Source organism: Sorangium sp. So ce726 (genome assembly GCF_051521405.1).
GTDB lineage: Bacteria > Myxococcota_A > Polyangia > Polyangiales > Polyangiaceae > Sorangium.
Genome location: NZ_CP150349.1, coordinates 8083305 through 8099765 on the forward strand (window position 1 = coordinate 8083305; position 16461 = coordinate 8099765).

Below are 16461 nucleotides of genomic sequence, written 5' to 3' on the forward strand. Positions count from 1 at the left end.
GCTAGCGCCCTCGCTGCCGCTCGAGCCGCTCCCGCATCACGTTAGGGATCCTCCCGGCCGCCTCGATCGCCCGCGCCAGCGCCGCGTTCGCGTCCTCGTGGAGACCGCGCCGCGAGCGCGCCCGTGCTCGCGCCTCGATGACCTCGATCTGCTCTTGCCCCACAAAGTGGCGAGCGGACCGCTGCTCGAGCTCGTCCCATTCCTCGTCGCTCGCCTCCCGCGTCGCCAGATCGATCATCGACCACAGCACCTCTTCCGCAGGGGTCATCGCCGTGTGCTCGCGCCCCGCCGCGACGGCCGTCGCCTGCCGAGCCCGGATGGGCTCGATGATCTCCCGCGCCCTGCCCTCTTCGCCCTGATAAAGGAGCAGCCTCGCCTGAAGGAGCTGGACCACCGGCCGTATCTCCTCCCCCCACCGCTGGCGCTCCAGCGTTATGGCCCGCTCCACGTGTGGCAGGGCGGCGTCCAGATTGCCCATCAGGTAAAGGTACTCTCCCAGGTTGAACTCGCTCACGAGCTCCATGATCCCCTGACCCAGCTCGCGCGAGATGGTGAGCAGTCGACAAAAATCCAGGATCATCCCCGCGCTGTCCCCGAGGCAGGCCCGCTGGAGCGCCCGGGCGTTGATCGCTGGTCCGAGATGCAGGAGATCGCCGCGCTCCTCGCACATGCGGACCGCACGATTCAGCACCGTGCCTGCCTCGTCCAGCTTCCCCAGCCCCGGGTAGATGAAGCCCAGGAGGAGCAACGACACGACGAGCGTCTCGTAGCCCTCGTCGCCTAGTCCTTCTGCCTGCGCCGCCGAGCGCTCGAACTGATGCGCCGCCTCTTCATCGCGGCTCTCGCGGTGGAGCGAGCGCGCCACCCCCATCGAGAGCCGCGCCGCCAGCGCGGCCGGCAGATCGCCGCGCGCGAGCGCCCCCGCCTCCTCCACGCGCTGCTTCGATCGTCCGTAGTCGTCCATCCAGTCGAGCGCCGTTGCCTCGTCGAGCAGGATCTCGATCTGCTCGATCACGTCGCCCTCCTCGACCGCCATCGCGCGCCCGCGATCGAGATCCTCAAGCGCGTCGTGGTAGCGGCCCAGCCGGTAACGCATCAGCCCCCGGCCCCGGTACGCCTTCCTCCGCCGCACCCCAGGCGCCTCGACAGGCTGCGCGAGCGCCCGGCTGTAGTAGAGCTCCGCCTCCACGTAGGCGTGCCGCGCCCGCGACCGCTCGGCGAGCTCCAGGTAGGCGTCCTCCGCGACCGTCGCGAGCCCCGCCTCGGCCGCGTGGTGCGCGATCCTGAGCCGCCGTTGCTCCCGGCCCTCGTGGGCCGCCTCGCGGTGGTGCTCGTACGCCGCCAGGTGGATCCGCCGCCGCTCGGCCTCGGCGACGTCCTGCGCGACCGCCTCCCGCACCAGCGCGTGGCGGAAGCGCAGCCGGTCTTTCCGGTCGCCGACCAGCACGCCCACCTTCAGCAACCGCTCGGTCCCGACGCGCGCATCGAGCGGGAAGGCCGCGCCGTCGCCACGGAGATCCAGCTGGCGCAGCACGCCCGCGATCTCGTCGATCGACACCTCTGCGCCAAGCAGCGAGACGAGCCGCGCGTGCGCCCCGAGCGCCGGCCCGAGCGCCGCGATCTCCGCCTGCGCCAGCGGATCGAGCGACGGCAGCACAGGGAGGCGTTCGAGCTCATCGGTCGCCAGGTACCACGCGTCGCCCCGCAGGTGCCGGCGCAGGATCCCCTCGCGCTTGAGCCCGTGCACGAGCTCCACGAGCAAGAGCGGCACCCGCTGCGAGCGCTCGAGCAGGCGATCGATCGCCGGCTCCGGCACGTCCCGCGCGGGCAGGAGCAGCCGCCGGCACAGCGCCCGCGCGCTCTCGTCGTCCAGCGGCTCGAGCCGCAGGGCCTCGTGTCGCGCGGCGCGCTCGCCCCACGAGGGGTGCGCCTCGGCAAACGCCGGGCGCCCCATCGCGCAGATCCACAGCGGCGTGGCCTCGTCCGCGAGCGCCGCGTACTCGAGCGCAGCGAGCGTCGCGTCGTGGGCGAAGTGCGCGTCGTCGAGGAGGACGATCACGGGCGACGCGGCCGCGCACTGGCGCAGGCACTCGCCCGCCGCCCGCACGCGCGCCGAGCGAAGCGCGCCGGGCGCGGCCCGGAGCGCCTCGAGCTCGGGGAAGATGTCGACGCCCGTCTGCTCGTCCACCCATCCGAGCGCCATCGCCAGCCCCAGGCGGAGCTCCTCGCCAAGCACGGCACCGAGCGACTCCGGGAGCGCCCCGCGGACGCCGCTCTCCGGGGGCTGCTCGGGCACGCAGAGCGCCTTGCGCACGAGCTCGTGGAGCGTCGCGTCCGACACGCCGCTCGTCGGCTCCTGCCCGCGCAGCTCGATGATCTGGGCGTTCGGCAGCCGCTCCCGGAGCTGCTTGCCGAGCTCGACGAAGAGGCGGCTCTTCCCGTGGCCGGGCCCGCCCGTCACCGAGACGACCGTGGGCTTCTTCATGCAGAGCGCCTCCTCGGCGCTCTGCAGGAGCTGCTCGAGGAGGTCGCGACGGCCGACGAACCCGCCGGGGCGCGTCGCGTCCCGCGACTGATCCTCGATGCCCGGCGGGAGCTCGTCGCCCACTGCGGCGTGCGACGGCTGCGGGAGCGCGGCCGACGCCTCGGGCGTGAGGAAAGGCCCCAGCGGCCCGGCGGCGGACGGCCACCGCTCGGCGCGCGAGAAGAGCGGGCTCAGGAACCGCCGCGTCCCGTCCGGGCGCGCCTGGATCGACACGGGCGCGAGATCGATGAGGACCCGCGTGCACAGCCCGCGTCGCAGGAGCTCGTCGGCCGCCCGCTGCGCGCGGCGCGCGGGGCTCGTCGGCCCCTCCTGGCCGAAGACGCCCACGTAACGAGCGCCGGACGCGTGCGCGAGCTCGCCACCGAGCGCCAGGAGCCTGCGCTGCACCGCGATGCGATCGGCCGCGCTCTCGAAGAACAGGAGCCCCATCACGCGGCGCTCGATGCCGGCCGCGGAGCGCGACCCCTCGCGCGCGCTCGCTGCGACCTCGTCCCGGAGCGCGCGCTCCAGCGCCACGCGGAGCTCGCTCGCGCTCGCGAACCGCTCGCTCCGTTCCTTGGCCAGGCAGCGGTGCACCACCTCCTCGACCGCCCGCGGTACGGCCGCGCTGGCCGACAGGCGCGGCGGCCTGCGGCTCCGATGATCCTCCAGCACCGCCGCGCGCGGCCCCCAGAACGGCGGCCGGCCCGCGAAGAGCTCGTACAGGATGACGCCCATCGCGTAGATGTCGGCGCGGGCGTCGAGATCCGGCCACCCGGCCGACTGCTCCGGCGCCATGTACTCGGCCGTCCCCACGGCGAGGTCCTCGTCCTGCCCGTCGTAGCGCCACCCCACGACGCGGGCGATGCCGAGGTCGATGAGCGTCGCTTTCGCCTCATCGACGAGGATGTTCTCGGGCTTGAGGTCGCAGTGCACGTAGCCGCGCGCGTGCACGGCCTCGAGCGTCGCGAGCGTCGCGAGCCCGAGCCGGGCGGCCTCCTCGAGCTGCGGCGCAGGGCGCGCCGCGAGGCGGGAGGCGAGCGTGGGCGCAGCGATGTGCTCGATCACCACGTAGGGCGAGCCGTCGTCCAGCGCCCCCCCCGCGTGCACGGCCGGCACGTGGGGGGCGCCGATGGCCGAGAGCGCCTCGACCTCACCCCGGAGGCGCTGGGCGGCGTCGCGGCGATCGGCGCGCGCGAGCTTGATGGCCACGCGCGCGCCGCCGCCCTCCGGCTCGGCCTCGAAGACGAGGCCGAAGCCGCCCTGCCCCAGCGTCCTGCGGGTCCAGTAGCCGGGGAAACGAGGCAAAGCGACGGGGACGACCTCCGTGATCTCCGGAGGAATCGACGACTGGCCAGACAGCGGCCTAGCGGACTGCGTGCACTCGGGGCACACGCCCTGATTCCGCCGCCCGCAGGCCGGACAGCGCCCCGCTTCCCGGGCCGCGCGTTCCGGCTGCTCGTCTCGTAGGGCTTCCGAGCCCATTCACGCTCCTAGGGGCCGGCCGTCAAGAATGTGGTCACCACCTGGTCCGTGCGAGCGTAAGGGTTGACGAAATAGTTCGTGACACACCCCCTGAAGTAGCCGGCGTTGGTGTCGATCCCGTTGCACAGCTGATTGCACGAGCCCCAGATCACCATGGCGCCGCACGGTTGCCAAGTGACCTCCCCGGTCGTCGGGTTGGTCTCAACGTGGCCGGCCGCGCAGTCGCGTTTCACCTGGCGCGCACGAACGTAGCCCACCGAATCGTAGCAGGCCCCCACATACGGTGTCGTGGAGAACAGGTTGCCCCAGAACGCGCCCTCTCTCACCGGGAACTCCGCGCGCTCCGCCGTCGTTGACGCCAGTTCGTTGTTGCGCAGGGAGATCCTCACCGAGATACCGTACCAGTTGACCCGCGCGGCGAGGCAGGCCGAGATCTGATTCTGGACATAGGTATCGTTACTGATGCCATTGCTCGCCCACCAGTGCGCGTAGCCGAGGTCGCCGCGGTACACCTCGGGGTGGATGACGCCGCTGCTGTCGGTCCATGAGAACGAGAACGTCTGGTCGGTGCGGAGCGAACAGCTCACGACGTAGCGCAGGAGGTCCCTGGACAGGGCGCCGGTCTCTCCCGGGTTCTGGATGGCCGACTTCGCGCTCGTGCTCAGTGAGTTCAGGCTCAGCGCGTTCAGGCTCAGCGCGTTCAGGCTCAGCGCGTTCAGGCTCAGCGCGTTCAAGCTCAGCGCGTTCGGCAATTGGCCGTTCTCGGCGATGAGCTCGCCCTCGGCCTCCCCGACGAGCTCCTCCGCCTGCTCGTCGATCTCGGCGCCGATGCAGGCAGCGGTAAGCAGAGGTAATGCGAAGACCGCAACACTTCGTGCACTGAAAAGAACCATGGTGCTCCCCCTTGTCATCGCCGCGATTTGGCGTTTAGGGTCGAGTAGCCGCAAAGTTTAAGTTACCATTTCGAAATGCTTCTGCATAGTGCTTTAGTAAAGGATGCGTTCGATCTGGAGAACACTCTGGCAGCTGGGCTGTAACGCACCGCGACGCACGGCGCGGAGGGGCAGATGAGCGACGAAGAGGACGAGACCAGGCCGTTTTCAGATTTCGAGAGGTCGGCCGCGCGCGGCGAGTTCCCGCCGGGTACCCTGGCGGGCGAGTACATCCTCGAAGGATTCATCGCGCGTGGCGGCTGCGGTGTGGTCTACGGGGCGAGGCACGTCCAATCGGGCAGACCCGCTGCGGTCAAGGTGCTGAGCGAGGCGGTGGCCCACTCTCGCCGTGTGGTCGATCGGTTCGCACGCGAGATCGACGTGCTGCGGTCGATATCCCACCCCAACATTGTGGAAATCTTCGGAGTAGGTGAGCTGAACAACTTTCAGCCATTCTATGTCATGGAGCGCCTCGAGGGCCAGACGCTTGATGCGCTGATCCGGTCCCAGACGCGGCTCACGCCGCGCGAGACCCTGGAGCTGATGGAGCCTGTGTGCGCAGCGCTAGCAGCCGCGCACACAGCGGGCATCGTTCACAGGGATGTGAAAGCGAGCAACATCTTCATCTGCTCGGGTCCGCCACGTACCGTGAAACTGCTCGATTTCGGAATCGCGAAGATGATGGCGCCCGAGGAGGGGTCAACATGGCTCACCACGGCCGGACGTATGCCCGGGACGCCATCCATCATGGCTCCAGAACAGATCCTCGGCGGTCCTATCGATGCGCGGGTGGACGTCTATGCGCTTGGCGTCCTCCTTCATCGCATGCTGGTGGGCCGGTTGCCGTTCCACACACACGATATGGATGAGATGGTGCGGAAGCACCTGGAGGAGCCGCCGCTGCCACCGAGCCTGCGGGTCCCGCTGCCCATCGAGGTCGACGCGGTGGTGCTGCGGTGCATGGAGAAGCGGCGGGAGCGGCGCTTTGGCTCGGTCGAGGAGCTGATGGCCGCGCTCAGGGACGCCATCGGCGGGCCCGCGTCGGGCCTGCCGAGCGGGCCCGACCCGACGCACCCTGCGGTGGCGGTCTATCTGGAGGTCCGGACCCGCGGCGACGCCGGTGAGCTGGATGACACGCTGACCTTCGACATCGGTCGGGTGCTCGACATCGCCGAGTCGCAGCTCTCGCGCGCAGGGTTCATCCTGGCGTCGATCACCGGCAACGAGGTGCTCGGCGTTCGCCTCCTCCCGGGAAACGCGGCACAGGCTCTACAGGAACGGCGCGCAGCGATCGAGCTCGCGAACGCCGTGCACCGGGCGCTGGCCCAGCGACCGGAGGCGGACCCGCGCCTGCACGTCAACGTGTGCGTGCACGCGGACGACGTGCAGGCGCGCCTCTCGTCGCAGCCCGAGATCACCGGGGGCGCGCTCATGTGCGCGGGGCACTGGGCTCCGGCCGACGACGTGCAGGGGGTGTTCACGACGCCGAGCGCGACCGCGGGCCTGCTCTATGACGAGCCGACCCCCACGCGCCGCGCGTAGCCACGAGCCGCAACGAAAGGAGCGCCCTCGATCGCGGGCGCGTCAGCGCCGCGATCGAGGGCGGGTGATCCAGCGCACAAACGTCGGCCATGCGCGGGTGCCGACGCCGACGTTCGCCGCAGGCACGGTCGACACGAGGCCGCCGAAAGCCACGAGCGCGCAGGCGGCGAGCAGCTGAAAGCTCGCCTCGGCGTGGCCGGCGACGCAGAGGAGCAGCGTCGAGAGGATCGGCGCGCCGTAGGACAGCGCCCCGAGCTGCGGCACGTCGCCGTGCTTCGTCGCGTGATCCCACGCGAAGAACGCGACCCCCACGGGGCCGAGCCCGAGCGCGAGCAGGCCGAGCGCCTCTCCGGCCGTGGGCACGATCGTGCGCTCGAACGCGAGGTGCCCGGCCAGACCCAGGGCGGCCGTCGCGGCGCAGGAGCCTGCGATCGCGTCGGCAGGGACCTCGGCGAAGCGGCGCTGGAGCACCGAGTACGTCGACCAGACGAGCGCGCAGCCGAGCGCGGCCAGGTAGCCGGGCGTGTGCGTGGCGCTCAGGCGGACGGTGCCCCCGTCGGCGACGAGCGTCCAGACGCCCGCGAGCCCGAGCAGCGCCCCAACCAGGTGCCTGCGGCGCAGGCGACCGCCGGGGAGCGCCGCCGAGAGCAGGACGATGAGCAGCGGCCACAGGTACGAGATGAGGCTGACCTGCACGGGCGGCGCGGCGGAGAGCGCATAGAAATAGAGGGCGTGATAACCGAACAGGCCGCCCACGCCGAGGATCCAGCTGCCGAGCGGCTGGCGCAGCGCGCCGAGGCCGCCCCTGCCACGCCGGGCGAGCCGCGCGGCCCCGAGGAGCGCCGCGACAGCGAAGGTCGACGAGAGCACCTGGAGCGGCGGCAACCTGCGCACCGAGGTCGAGAGCAGGGCGAGGCTGCCCCAGAGGCCGATCGCGGCGACGCCCGCCAGGGTGGCGGCTCGCCGCGAGGGGCGCGCCGCTGGCGTCGTTGACGGCGTCGCGTCCGACAGGGCAGCGCCGTGAGTCGTGTCCGACATGGCGCCGAGCATGGCGCGCCGGCCGGCCGCCGTCTTGGCTCAGGCTCCGCTGTCCTGTGCCTGGACTCCGGGCTCGCGGTCCAGCGAGATTCGCCCGCGCCACGCGGTTCGCTGTGCCGGAGCTACACGCCCCGTCCTAACGACATTCGCCCGCGCCCCGGCTTGCTGTGCCTGGGCTGCGCGCCCGCGGCCCGGCTACGCTCGCCCGCGCCGCGGCTCGCCCCGACTCTCGGCCCGGACCGCACGACGCAGGGCCGCCGGGGTCACGCCGCGGCGGCGCTGCAGGCTGCGGGTCAGGCAGCTCTGGTCGGCGTAGCCACAGCGGATCGCGATCTCCGCGATCCCGAGCTCGGTGCGGGACAGGAGGTCGGTCGCGCGCGCGAGGCGCAGATCCGCGATGCGCTCCTGCACCGTCGTCCCGAGGACCGTGCGGAACAGATGGTGGAGGTGCCCCAGGCTCAGCTCCGCCCGGGCAGCCACGTCCGCGACGGTGAGCGGCTCGTGCGCGTGGTCTTCGAGGAAGCGCAGAGCGCGGCGCAGCTTCTCCGGGGCGCGCATCGGGCCGAGCGCGCCGCGCGCCCCGCGCTCGGCCAGCGTGAGCACGAGCAGCCCCGCCCACTGCCGACGCAGCGCGAACGGGTGTCGCACGGGACGAGCACCCCCGAGAGCCCGGATGCCATGAGCTCTCGACCGTCCATCGAGAGCTCTATCGCGCCTTCCAGGGGCAAGACCAGCTGGTGGTGCGCGTGGCGGTGCGCGACCACCTCGGCCGAGTATCGCCGGACGCCGAGCTCGACCTCCTCCATGGCGCGCCATGATCTCACGCGCGGCGCGCGCGCGCCATGCTCCCTCGGGCTCCTACCCCACCAGCGCTCCCGAGGGCTCGCCGCCCCGCCGGCGCGCGGCACGCAGCGCGCGCCGCGGGGCGGAGCTCACCGGCAGGGCGGACCGTACAGAGCGGCGGCGCCGCGCGCGTCGTGCTCCGTCAGGTCGAGGTCGCCCCAGTTCGTGCCGTTGCACCACGGATAGTGCATCACCGAGCCCGCGTCGTACGGCGTCAGGGCGCGCCAGCCGTCGTCCTCGAAGCAGGCGCCCGCCTCGGGCCGCGTGTGCTCGTGGCGGAAGCCGAGCGCGTGGCCGAGCTCGTGCCGCAGGACGCCCGTGAGCGTCCAGAGATCCAGCGGGCCGAGGGCGGCCGAGTCGATGAGGAGATTGCGCGCGCGGCGCGAGCTGTCGGGGAAGAACGCGCGCGCGTAGTACGGCTGCCCCTCGACCGGGCGCACGTCGAAGACGACCCGCTTGTTGCGCGCATCGCACGCGGCGTCCTGGTCCGCGCTGTGAACGAAGCGGACGCCCGCCACCTCCTCCCACGCCGCGGTGGCGCTCTCCATCGCGGAGACCACCGCGCCATGGTCGTCACCGAACGCCTCGCTCACGCAGTAGCTGAGGTTCCGCTTCTCCCTGTCGCTCCACCTCACGTCCCTTCCATGGCTCTGGTCGACGATGAGCGCTCCGCGCTGGACGTGGCGCTCATAGAACCGCTCGAGCCCGTCGAGGCTCTCGACGGGAACGTCGCCATCGACGATGTAGATACCGCTCTCCGGCTCACGATAGGTGCGAGCCACGAGCTCGTCGAAGCTCACCTCCGTATCGCCGACCTGCTCGGAGATCTCCTCTCCCGCAGGCGCGCCAGCGGCGCACCCGACCGGCGCGAGCGACAAGACAAGGAGACCAAGAGTGCCATGAAGGAGACCACGAGACTCCGCAGACAGATGGCTCATCATACAAGTACCTCTCGTTCATGCCTTTCCCTCTCGGGTCAGGCGAGGGCGCGCAGCGCCGCAGTGAGCTCCGCCGGACGGCGCCACGGGACCCCCACGGCGGGTCGGGCCGACTCGACTGCTGGTGCTGACGCGGATGGCGTCCGGTTTCGGTGTCCGAACTTGGCAAGCGACGTGCCGCACGCGCGATGGCGTGACTTTGCCGTCCAGAGGTCAAGCGCGAAGCGATGGAGTCCACTCCTGTGCAGCGGGTGCTTGCGCACCTGTGCAAGGACTTGCGTATCGAGATCGAAGCAGAGCGGGAAGCGCGCGCCGCCGGGATCGGATCGAGGCGGTGGATCGACGGGTACTTCGTCCCGCCATCGTGCTGGTCGCATGGCGCGACCAGCGTCGAGCGTCGTGATCGTGCGCTGCGCGCCGCCGGGTGGCGTACGGCGCGGCGGCCTGCAATCGAGGGCTTGACGGCACGGCGCGAACAGAAAATCGTGGCAGCCATGCCGGGGAGAGGGACATGGCGGCGCGCCCGTGCGCGGTGGCGACTCCCGCGGGGCGCGCGCGCCGATGGAGGCGGCCGCTGATGACGTTCGCGTTCGCGGAGGGCACCGTGTTCGCCGGGCGCTACCGCCTCGGGCCCGTCATCGGCGTCGGCGGCATGGGCGCCGTGTACGAGGCCGTACACATCGAGACGAACCGGCGGCGCGCGCTCAAGATCATGCACCCGACGCTCTTCGAGAGCCCGAACCTGCGCGAGCGCTTCCAGCGGGAGGCGCGGATCTCCGCGGAGATAGAGAGCGAGTTCATCGTCGAGGTCTTCGACGCGGGCATCGACGAGCAGACGGGCATGCCGTTCCTCGTGATGGAGCTGCTGCGCGGCGAGGACCTCGACCACCGCATCGAGCGCCTCGGCAAGCTGCCGCCCCTCGAGGTCGTGACGTACCTCCACCAGGTGGCGCTGGCGCTCGACAGGACCCACAGAGCCTCGATCGTCCACCGCGACCTCAAGCCCGAGAATATCTTCCTCACGCAGCGCGAGGACGGGCAGCCCCACGTGAAGATCCTCGATTTCGGCATCGCCAAGCTCGTCGCCGAGCACGCGAGCGCCGGGCGCGCGACCCACGGCGTGGGCACGCCGATCTACATGGCGCCCGAGCAGTTCGACGGCGCCCCGCTGAGCAGCGCGACGGACGTGTACGCGCTCGGCATGGTGGCCTACACGCTCCTCGTCGGGGCCTCGTACTGGGTCAAGGAGGAGAAGACCGGCAACCTGCTCGCGATCCTCGCCGCCGCCTCGCGCGGGAGGCCCGACCCGGCGAGCACCCGCGCGGCCGCGCGCGGCGTGACGCTGTCGCCGGCGTTCGATGCGTGGTTCGAGAAGGCCACCGCCCTCCGGCCCGACGATCGGCTCCAGGTCGCGACGCAGGCGGTGCGCGCGCTCGCGGAGGCGCTGGAGATCGCGCCCCCGCCGAGCGCCGCGCGGTCGCCGGCGTGGATGGCCGAGCTCGCGACGAGCGCCACGGTCGTCTCCGTGTCTGCGGGCACGCCGATCCATACGCCGCCGGACCCGCAGGACGATGAGCCCGACAAGACGCCGCTGCCCCCGGGGACCCTGCACGCCGAAGCGCCTGCGAGCGCGCCGTCGCGGGTGGGGCGGATCGCCGGCATCGCGATCGCGCTCGCGGTCGGCGGGCTCCTCGGCGCGGTCGTCTATGCCACGCAGGTCGAGCGCGCGCCGGCGCCCGCGGGGAGCGCACCGGCGGGGACGCCGGCAGGCGCGGGCATCACGACGGACGCGGAGCCGAAGGTCGTCACGCCCCGCATCGCGCCGCTTGGCGCCGCCTCCGCCGAGCCATCGGACGTCCCGTCCGAGCCCGCCCTCGCCGCGCCATCGGACGTCGCGCCTCCCGGCGCTGGCTCGGCCGCGCCCTTGGTCGGCGCCGCCTCCGCCGCGCCTTCTGCGGGCGCCTCCTCCACAGCGCGGGGCGCGCAGGCGCCCGCTGGCGCCCCGACCGCCAAGAAGAAGAGATGGACGCGCGACTGAGAGAGGCTCGCCGCGCGCGACGATCCCGAGAGCCCTGACGACGCCACGAACGCCCGAACGCTCCGATGAACACAGCGCGAACCACCCTCTCCGCCGCATGCCTCTCGAGCGCGCTCGCCGCCGCGGGCGCGGCCTCGGCTGCCCCCTCGGATCCCGCCCAGGCCGCGTTCGATCATGGCGTCTCGCTCATGGAGGCAGGGCGCTTCGAGGAGGGCTGTCCCTCCATCGAGTACAGCCAGCAGATCGATCCGCGGCCCGGCACGCTGTTCACGCTGGCCGAGTGCGAGGCGCTGCGGGGACGGCTCGCGACGGCGATCGCCCGGTTCGACGAGTACCTCGCGCTCTACCCCACCCTGACGCCCAAGCAGCAGCGCACGCAGGGTGATCGCGAGAAGAGCGCGCGCACGCAGAGAGAAGCGCTCGCGCGCCATGTGCCCGGGCTCCGGCTGGAGCTGCCGCCGCACGCGCCGCCGAGCACGGTGGTCGAGCTCGACGGTCGGACCCTCGCCCCCACGGCGATCGGATCCCTGCTGCCTCTCGATCCGGGGAAGCACCTCATCAAGGCGCAGGCGCCTGGAGGTCCCGTCTTCGAGCGCTCCGTGGCCCTCGACAAGGGAGAGGAAAAGACCGTGGCATTGGAGGTCACGGCGCCGCCCCCACCGCCGCCCTCGCCGCCGCCGTCCGGCAACTCGGGAGCAGCGGGCATGACGAGCCCCATCCAGGTCAGCGTGCCGCCCGCCCCGACGACGCGCGACGAGGGAGCCGGCGGGCGCCGCCTCGCGATCTACCTTGCGGGTGGGCTGGGCCTCGCGGGGTTCGCGGTGGGCGGCGTCACCGGCGCGCTCGCGATGGAGAGGAAGGGCATCGTCGACAAGAACTGCGCCGGAACGGCTTGCAATCACGAAGGAAAGACGGCGGCCGACACGATGAAGGCGCTCGGGCTCGCCAGCACGATCGGCTTCGGGGTGGGGCTCGCCGGGGCCGGCGCCGCCGCGGTGCTGCTCTTGACCGAGCCGAGGGCCCCAGACCCGGGCGCGTCCCGCGGGACGTGGATCGCCGCAAGCGTGGCGCCGCTCGACTCCGGCGGCGCTGCGCTCGATGTGCGAGGGGCATGGTGACCTGATGGAAAGAGTGCGCGTGCGCTGGGTGATCGCCGCGGGCCTCGCGTTCTCGTCGGCCTGCACGGCCCTCCTCGGAGGGGACCAGGACTATTACGAAGTCGTCGGCGCCGGAGGCGGGGGCGCGGGCGGCGGCGGAGGTGCAGGCGGCGGAGGCGCAGGCGGCGGCGGAGGTGCTGGCGGCGGGGGCGAAGGTGGCGGCGGAGGTGCAGGCGGCGAGCCGCCCGAGACGTGCGCCTCGGCGGACGAGTGCCCTGGAGGCGACGTCTGCCAGGTCCCTGTGTGCGACGACGGCATCTGTGGATTCGAGCCGGCCGACGCGGGGACGCCTTGCGGCGGCAGCGGGTCGTGCGACGACGGCGCGTGCATGTGCCCGTCCGGCGAGGCGTACTGCGAGGAGGCCTGCGTCGACACGGCGACCGATCCGCTGCACTGCGGCGCCTGCGGCCATGACTGCCAGGGAGGCGCGTGCGAGGCGTCGGCGTGCCAGCCGGTCGTGCTCGCGGAGGGGTTCCGGAATCCGGTCGGCATCGCGCTCGACGCGGAGCGCGTCTACTGGACCAACCAGGCCGTCGAGGGCTCGGTGATGACCGTGTCGAAGCGCGGAGGCGCGCCCGCGGCGCTGGCCACGGGCGTGCACAGCCCGTGGGACATCGCGGTGGCCGGGGACTATGTCTACTGGTCGAGCTACGTGCTCGGTTACCTGAGCCGATCGCCGATCGACAGGTCCGACCCGGTGGACCTCACGCAGCAGTCGAAGCCGGTCGCGATCGCGGTGGACGCGACGAACCTCTACTGGGCCGATGCCGTCGGGTACACCATCAGCAAGATGTCGCTCGCGGGCGGCGCCGAGCCGGTGCGGCTCGTCACCGAGCAAAACGAGCCGTTCGATCTCGCGGTCGACGCGACGCACGTTTACTGGACGCTCGACGCAGAGACAATCTCGAAGGGCATGGTGTTGCGGGCGCCGATCGCCGGAGGCGAGGCGGAGACGCTCGCCGCGGAGCAGCGCCAGCCGCAGGGCATCGCCGTCGACGCGACGCACGTCTACTGGGTGAACCAGGAGGGCGACGTCCACAAGACCCAGCGCGAGGGCGGTGGGAGGGACGTCACGCTCGTCAGGGCGGGGACGCACGCGCGCAGCATCGCCGTCGACGCGACGCACGTGTACTGGACGGCCCCGAACGACGGCGCGGTGAGGCGCACGCCGCTCGACGGCGGCGTCGAGGAGACGTTCGCCGAAGCGCAGGAGATGCCCTGGGAGATCGCTCTCGACGAGACGAGCGTGTACTGGACGAACAACGCGAATTCAGGCCGCGTGATGAAGCGCGCCAAGTAATCCCCTCACCTCGACCAGGCCATGGAACGTCCCGTCGCACGATTCCCGTGGGCTCATTGGGCCCATGGAGTGACGGTCTTCACGCTGACGCTCCTCGCAGCGGTGCCTTTCTGGCTGACCGACCTCCTGCCGATGATGGATTACCCACCCTTCCTGACGTTCGTCCGAGCGTTCCAGGACCACGGGGATCCCGCCTCACCCTTTCACGGCACCTACACGACAGGCTGGCCCATCGCGCCGCTCGTCCTGCCGATCGTCCTCGCGCGGGCGATCGCGGCCGTGAGCTCCATCGAGATCGCGGGCAAGGTCCTCCTCACCGCGTACACCGTCGCCCTGCCCGCCGCCTCGATGCTCCTCCTCCGCGTGCTCCGGCGGGATCGCTGGTGCGTGCTGCTCGTCTTCCCCCTCGTGCATTCGTACTGGGTGAGCGGCGGCTTCTTCGCGTTCGCGACGGCCCCTCCGCTCGTCGTGCTGGGCCTGGCCGTCGCTGTGAGATGGCTCGATCGGCCGTCGCCGCGCCTCGGCGTCGGCCTCGCCGCGATCGCGGTCGCCCTGCTCCTGTGGCACGCGCTCGCGCTGGCCCAGCTCCTCCTCGACGTCGCGCTGCTCTGGGCGCTCTGGAGGGCGCCAGGGCCGCGGGAGCGATGGCGGGCGCTGCTCCCGCTCGCGCCAGCGCTCGTCCTGTTCGCCATCTGGGTGGCCAGGTCGGTGCTCACAAGCCCCTCCGGCGCCCCCGTCCCCGGCCCTGTCGCGGCGTGGCCGCCCTTCTTCGAGAACGCTGCGCAGCTCCCCGAGTTCGTCGGGGTGCTCCTTCCGATCTCGGTCGGTTACGTGCTCCTCTTCGCGTTGCTCGTCGTCGCCGGCGCCACCGCTGAGCCCGCCGCGCCCCACGCGTCGCCCGAGTCCCCGACCGCCCGGTACCGGGTCCCGAACGCGTTCGCCGTGCTCGCGCTCGCCAGCGTGGTCTGTCACCTGGTCCTCCCCTCGTATTGCCTCGGGGTCGAGGGGATCAACAACCGGCACCCCTGGATGGCCGCGCTGCTCTTCACCTTCGCCTGGAACCTGCCGGCGCGCCCCGCGCCGAGAGCGGGCCTCCTCGCCTCGATCGCGCTCGGCGGCGGCGCCCTGCTCCTCCACCTCTGCGGGCGCTTCGTCGACTTCCATCGAGAGACGGTCGGCGCCTCCCGGCTCATCGACAAGCTATCTCACGGCCAAACGCTGCTGGCGCCCCTCGACGCGTGGGGGGCGACGGAGGCGTTCCCCGTCAAGCCGCTCCGCGCCGTCCAGGAGATCGCCACGGTGCGCCACGGCGGCCTGCCGAACAGCTCCTATGCAGGCTACGGGATGAACTTCATTCAGTACGTCGGCGGCAAGAACCCGATGCCTGGCCTCGGCCCGAGCTGGCTCCGCCACCCGGAGCTCACGAGGTTCGATTACGTCCTCCTGCGCTCGCCCTCTCCCGCGCTGCTCGCCCACGAGCGGCTCGAGCTCGTCGCGCGCGACGGGCAGTGGGCGCTCTTCACCGTGCGGCGCTGACGCGGCGCAGGGCGGGAGCGCGGGCGAACGCTGACTGGAGGAAATCGCCGGCCCGCCTGCGCCTCCGGCAGAGGGGAGCTGCGCTCCCCGCCGCGGGGCGCGTTTCGCTGGACGAGCGGCTGCGGCTCGCCAATCCTTGAGCGCATGAAGCTGACCAGCATCGCCGCAGAGACCGTGCAGATCGCGAGTCGCGGCGAGTACACCGCGCGCTCGGGCGCGACCGTCCGCATCCGCGACCGCGTGCTCGCCGCGGTGAAGGGGACCGTGCTTTACCGGCCCGGATCACTCGACGCCTGGGAGCCGAAGGAGCGCCTCGATAGCCCGGCGACGATCCAGGTCACCGGCGAGACCACGGGGGCGGCGGGGCGGCGGCTCATCGAGCAGGAGGGCGAGGCGCGCGTCATGGCCCTCAACTTCGCTTCCGCCAAGAACCCCGGAGGCGGGTTCCTGCGCGGGGCCAAGGCCCAGGAGGAGGACCTCGCCAGGTGCTCGGCGCTGTATGCGTCCCTGGTCGAGCAGCGCGAGTATTACGACGAGAACCGCGCCTGCGGGAGCTTCCTCTATACCGACCACATCATCTACTCGCCGGACGTGCCGTTCTTCCGCGACGAGCAGCACGCCCTCCTGGACCGGCCGTTCGCGCTGTCGATCATCACGGCGCCGGCGCCGAACGCCGGCGAGGCGTTCCAGCGCGACGACGCCACGGACCAGGAGATCCGAGCCGCGCTGGAGCGCCGCGCGGACATGGTGCTCGCCGCGGCAGGCGCGCACGGGCACCGGTGCCTGGTCCTCGGGGCGTGGGGCTGCGGCGTCTTCCGCAACGATCCGCGCGTGGTCGCCGACGTCTTCGCCCGGTGCCTCGAGAGCCCGCGCTTCCGCGGCGCGTTCTCGCGCGTGGTGTTCGCGGTGTACGACCGGGGCGACGATCGGCCGAATTACCGGGCCTTCCAGGAGCGGTTCGCGAAGGCGTAGGCGCGTACGCCCCCAGCGCCGCCGATCCCGCGCGCCGTCACGGCTCCACGCGGATCACACCGTGGGATCCCCACGCCAAAGCTGCGTGGACGTCGCGCTCCCCGCCTACCTCCACCGAGAAAATCGAGGACTGACCCCCTCCACCGGGTCCGTTTC

At 71.9% G+C, this 16461-nt stretch carries 11 protein-coding genes; 6 read left to right on the forward strand and 5 right to left on the reverse strand.

Going from position 1 to position 16461, the window contains the following annotated elements; translation table 11 throughout:
- Position 1: 1 nt before the first annotated feature.
- Both WME79_RS29930 and WME79_RS29935 read right to left on the reverse strand, forming a co-directional pair.
- A complete protein-coding gene (locus WME79_RS29930) occupies positions 2 to 4009 on the reverse strand; it encodes a serine/threonine-protein kinase (RefSeq protein ID WP_437521777.1) in 4008 nt (1335 codons plus the stop codon).
- Positions 4010 to 4017: 8 nt separating this feature from the next.
- A complete protein-coding gene (locus tag WME79_RS29935) occupies positions 4018 to 4902 on the reverse strand; it encodes a hypothetical protein (RefSeq protein ID WP_437521779.1) in 885 nt (294 codons plus the stop codon).
- A gap of 174 nt (positions 4903 to 5076) precedes the next feature.
- Between WME79_RS29935 and WME79_RS29940 the strand changes: the two genes are divergently transcribed.
- Positions 5077 to 6483 carry a serine/threonine protein kinase gene (locus WME79_RS29940; protein ID WP_437521781.1) on the forward strand — a complete coding sequence of 469 codons (1407 nt, stop codon included), beginning with the start codon at positions 5077 to 5079 and terminating at the stop codon, positions 6481 to 6483.
- Between the two features lie 42 nt (positions 6484 to 6525).
- Here the strand turns inward: WME79_RS29940 and yddG are convergent, their stop codons facing one another.
- The 3 genes from yddG to WME79_RS29955 all read right to left on the reverse strand — a co-directional run bounded on the left by yddG (position 6526) and on the right by WME79_RS29955 (position 9242).
- Positions 6526 to 7521: an aromatic amino acid exporter YddG gene (yddG, locus tag WME79_RS29945; RefSeq protein ID WP_437521783.1), complete on the reverse strand. Its 996-nt coding sequence runs from the start codon at positions 7519 to 7521 to the stop codon at positions 6526 to 6528.
- 195 nt (positions 7522 to 7716) lie between these two features.
- Positions 7717 to 8169: a helix-turn-helix domain-containing protein gene (locus WME79_RS29950; RefSeq protein ID WP_437521785.1), complete on the reverse strand. Its 453-nt coding sequence runs from the start codon at positions 8167 to 8169 to the stop codon at positions 7717 to 7719.
- A gap of 284 nt (positions 8170 to 8453) precedes the next feature.
- Positions 8454 to 9242 (reverse strand): matrixin family metalloprotease, encoded by a 789-nt coding sequence (locus WME79_RS29955; RefSeq protein ID WP_437521787.1) that lies wholly within the window; start codon positions 9240 to 9242, stop codon positions 8454 to 8456.
- A 637-nt stretch (positions 9243 to 9879) separates the two neighbouring features.
- Between WME79_RS29955 and WME79_RS29960 the strand changes: the two genes are divergently transcribed.
- From WME79_RS29960 to WME79_RS29980, 5 genes are all read left to right on the forward strand, one after another.
- The gene (locus WME79_RS29960; RefSeq protein WP_437521788.1) at positions 9880 to 11340 is read left to right on the forward strand and encodes a protein kinase domain-containing protein; all 1461 of its coding nucleotides are present in this window, start codon (positions 9880 to 9882) and stop codon (positions 11338 to 11340) included.
- 65 nt (positions 11341 to 11405) lie between these two features.
- Positions 11406 to 12458, forward strand: a complete 1053-nt coding sequence (locus WME79_RS29965; protein WP_437521790.1) for a tetratricopeptide repeat protein — start codon at positions 11406 to 11408, stop codon at positions 12456 to 12458.
- Between the two features lie 4 nt (positions 12459 to 12462).
- A complete protein-coding gene (locus tag WME79_RS29970) occupies positions 12463 to 13797 on the forward strand; it encodes a hypothetical protein (protein WP_437521792.1) in 1335 nt (444 codons plus the stop codon).
- A gap of 21 nt (positions 13798 to 13818) precedes the next feature.
- Complete coding sequence (locus tag WME79_RS29975; RefSeq protein WP_437521794.1) at positions 13819 to 15333, forward strand: hypothetical protein; 1515 nt, start codon at positions 13819 to 13821, stop codon at positions 15331 to 15333.
- Positions 15334 to 15477: 144 nt separating this feature from the next.
- Positions 15478 to 16305: a TIGR02452 family protein gene (locus WME79_RS29980; protein WP_437521795.1), complete on the forward strand. Its 828-nt coding sequence runs from the start codon at positions 15478 to 15480 to the stop codon at positions 16303 to 16305.
- Positions 16306 to 16461: the final 156 nt, after the last annotated feature.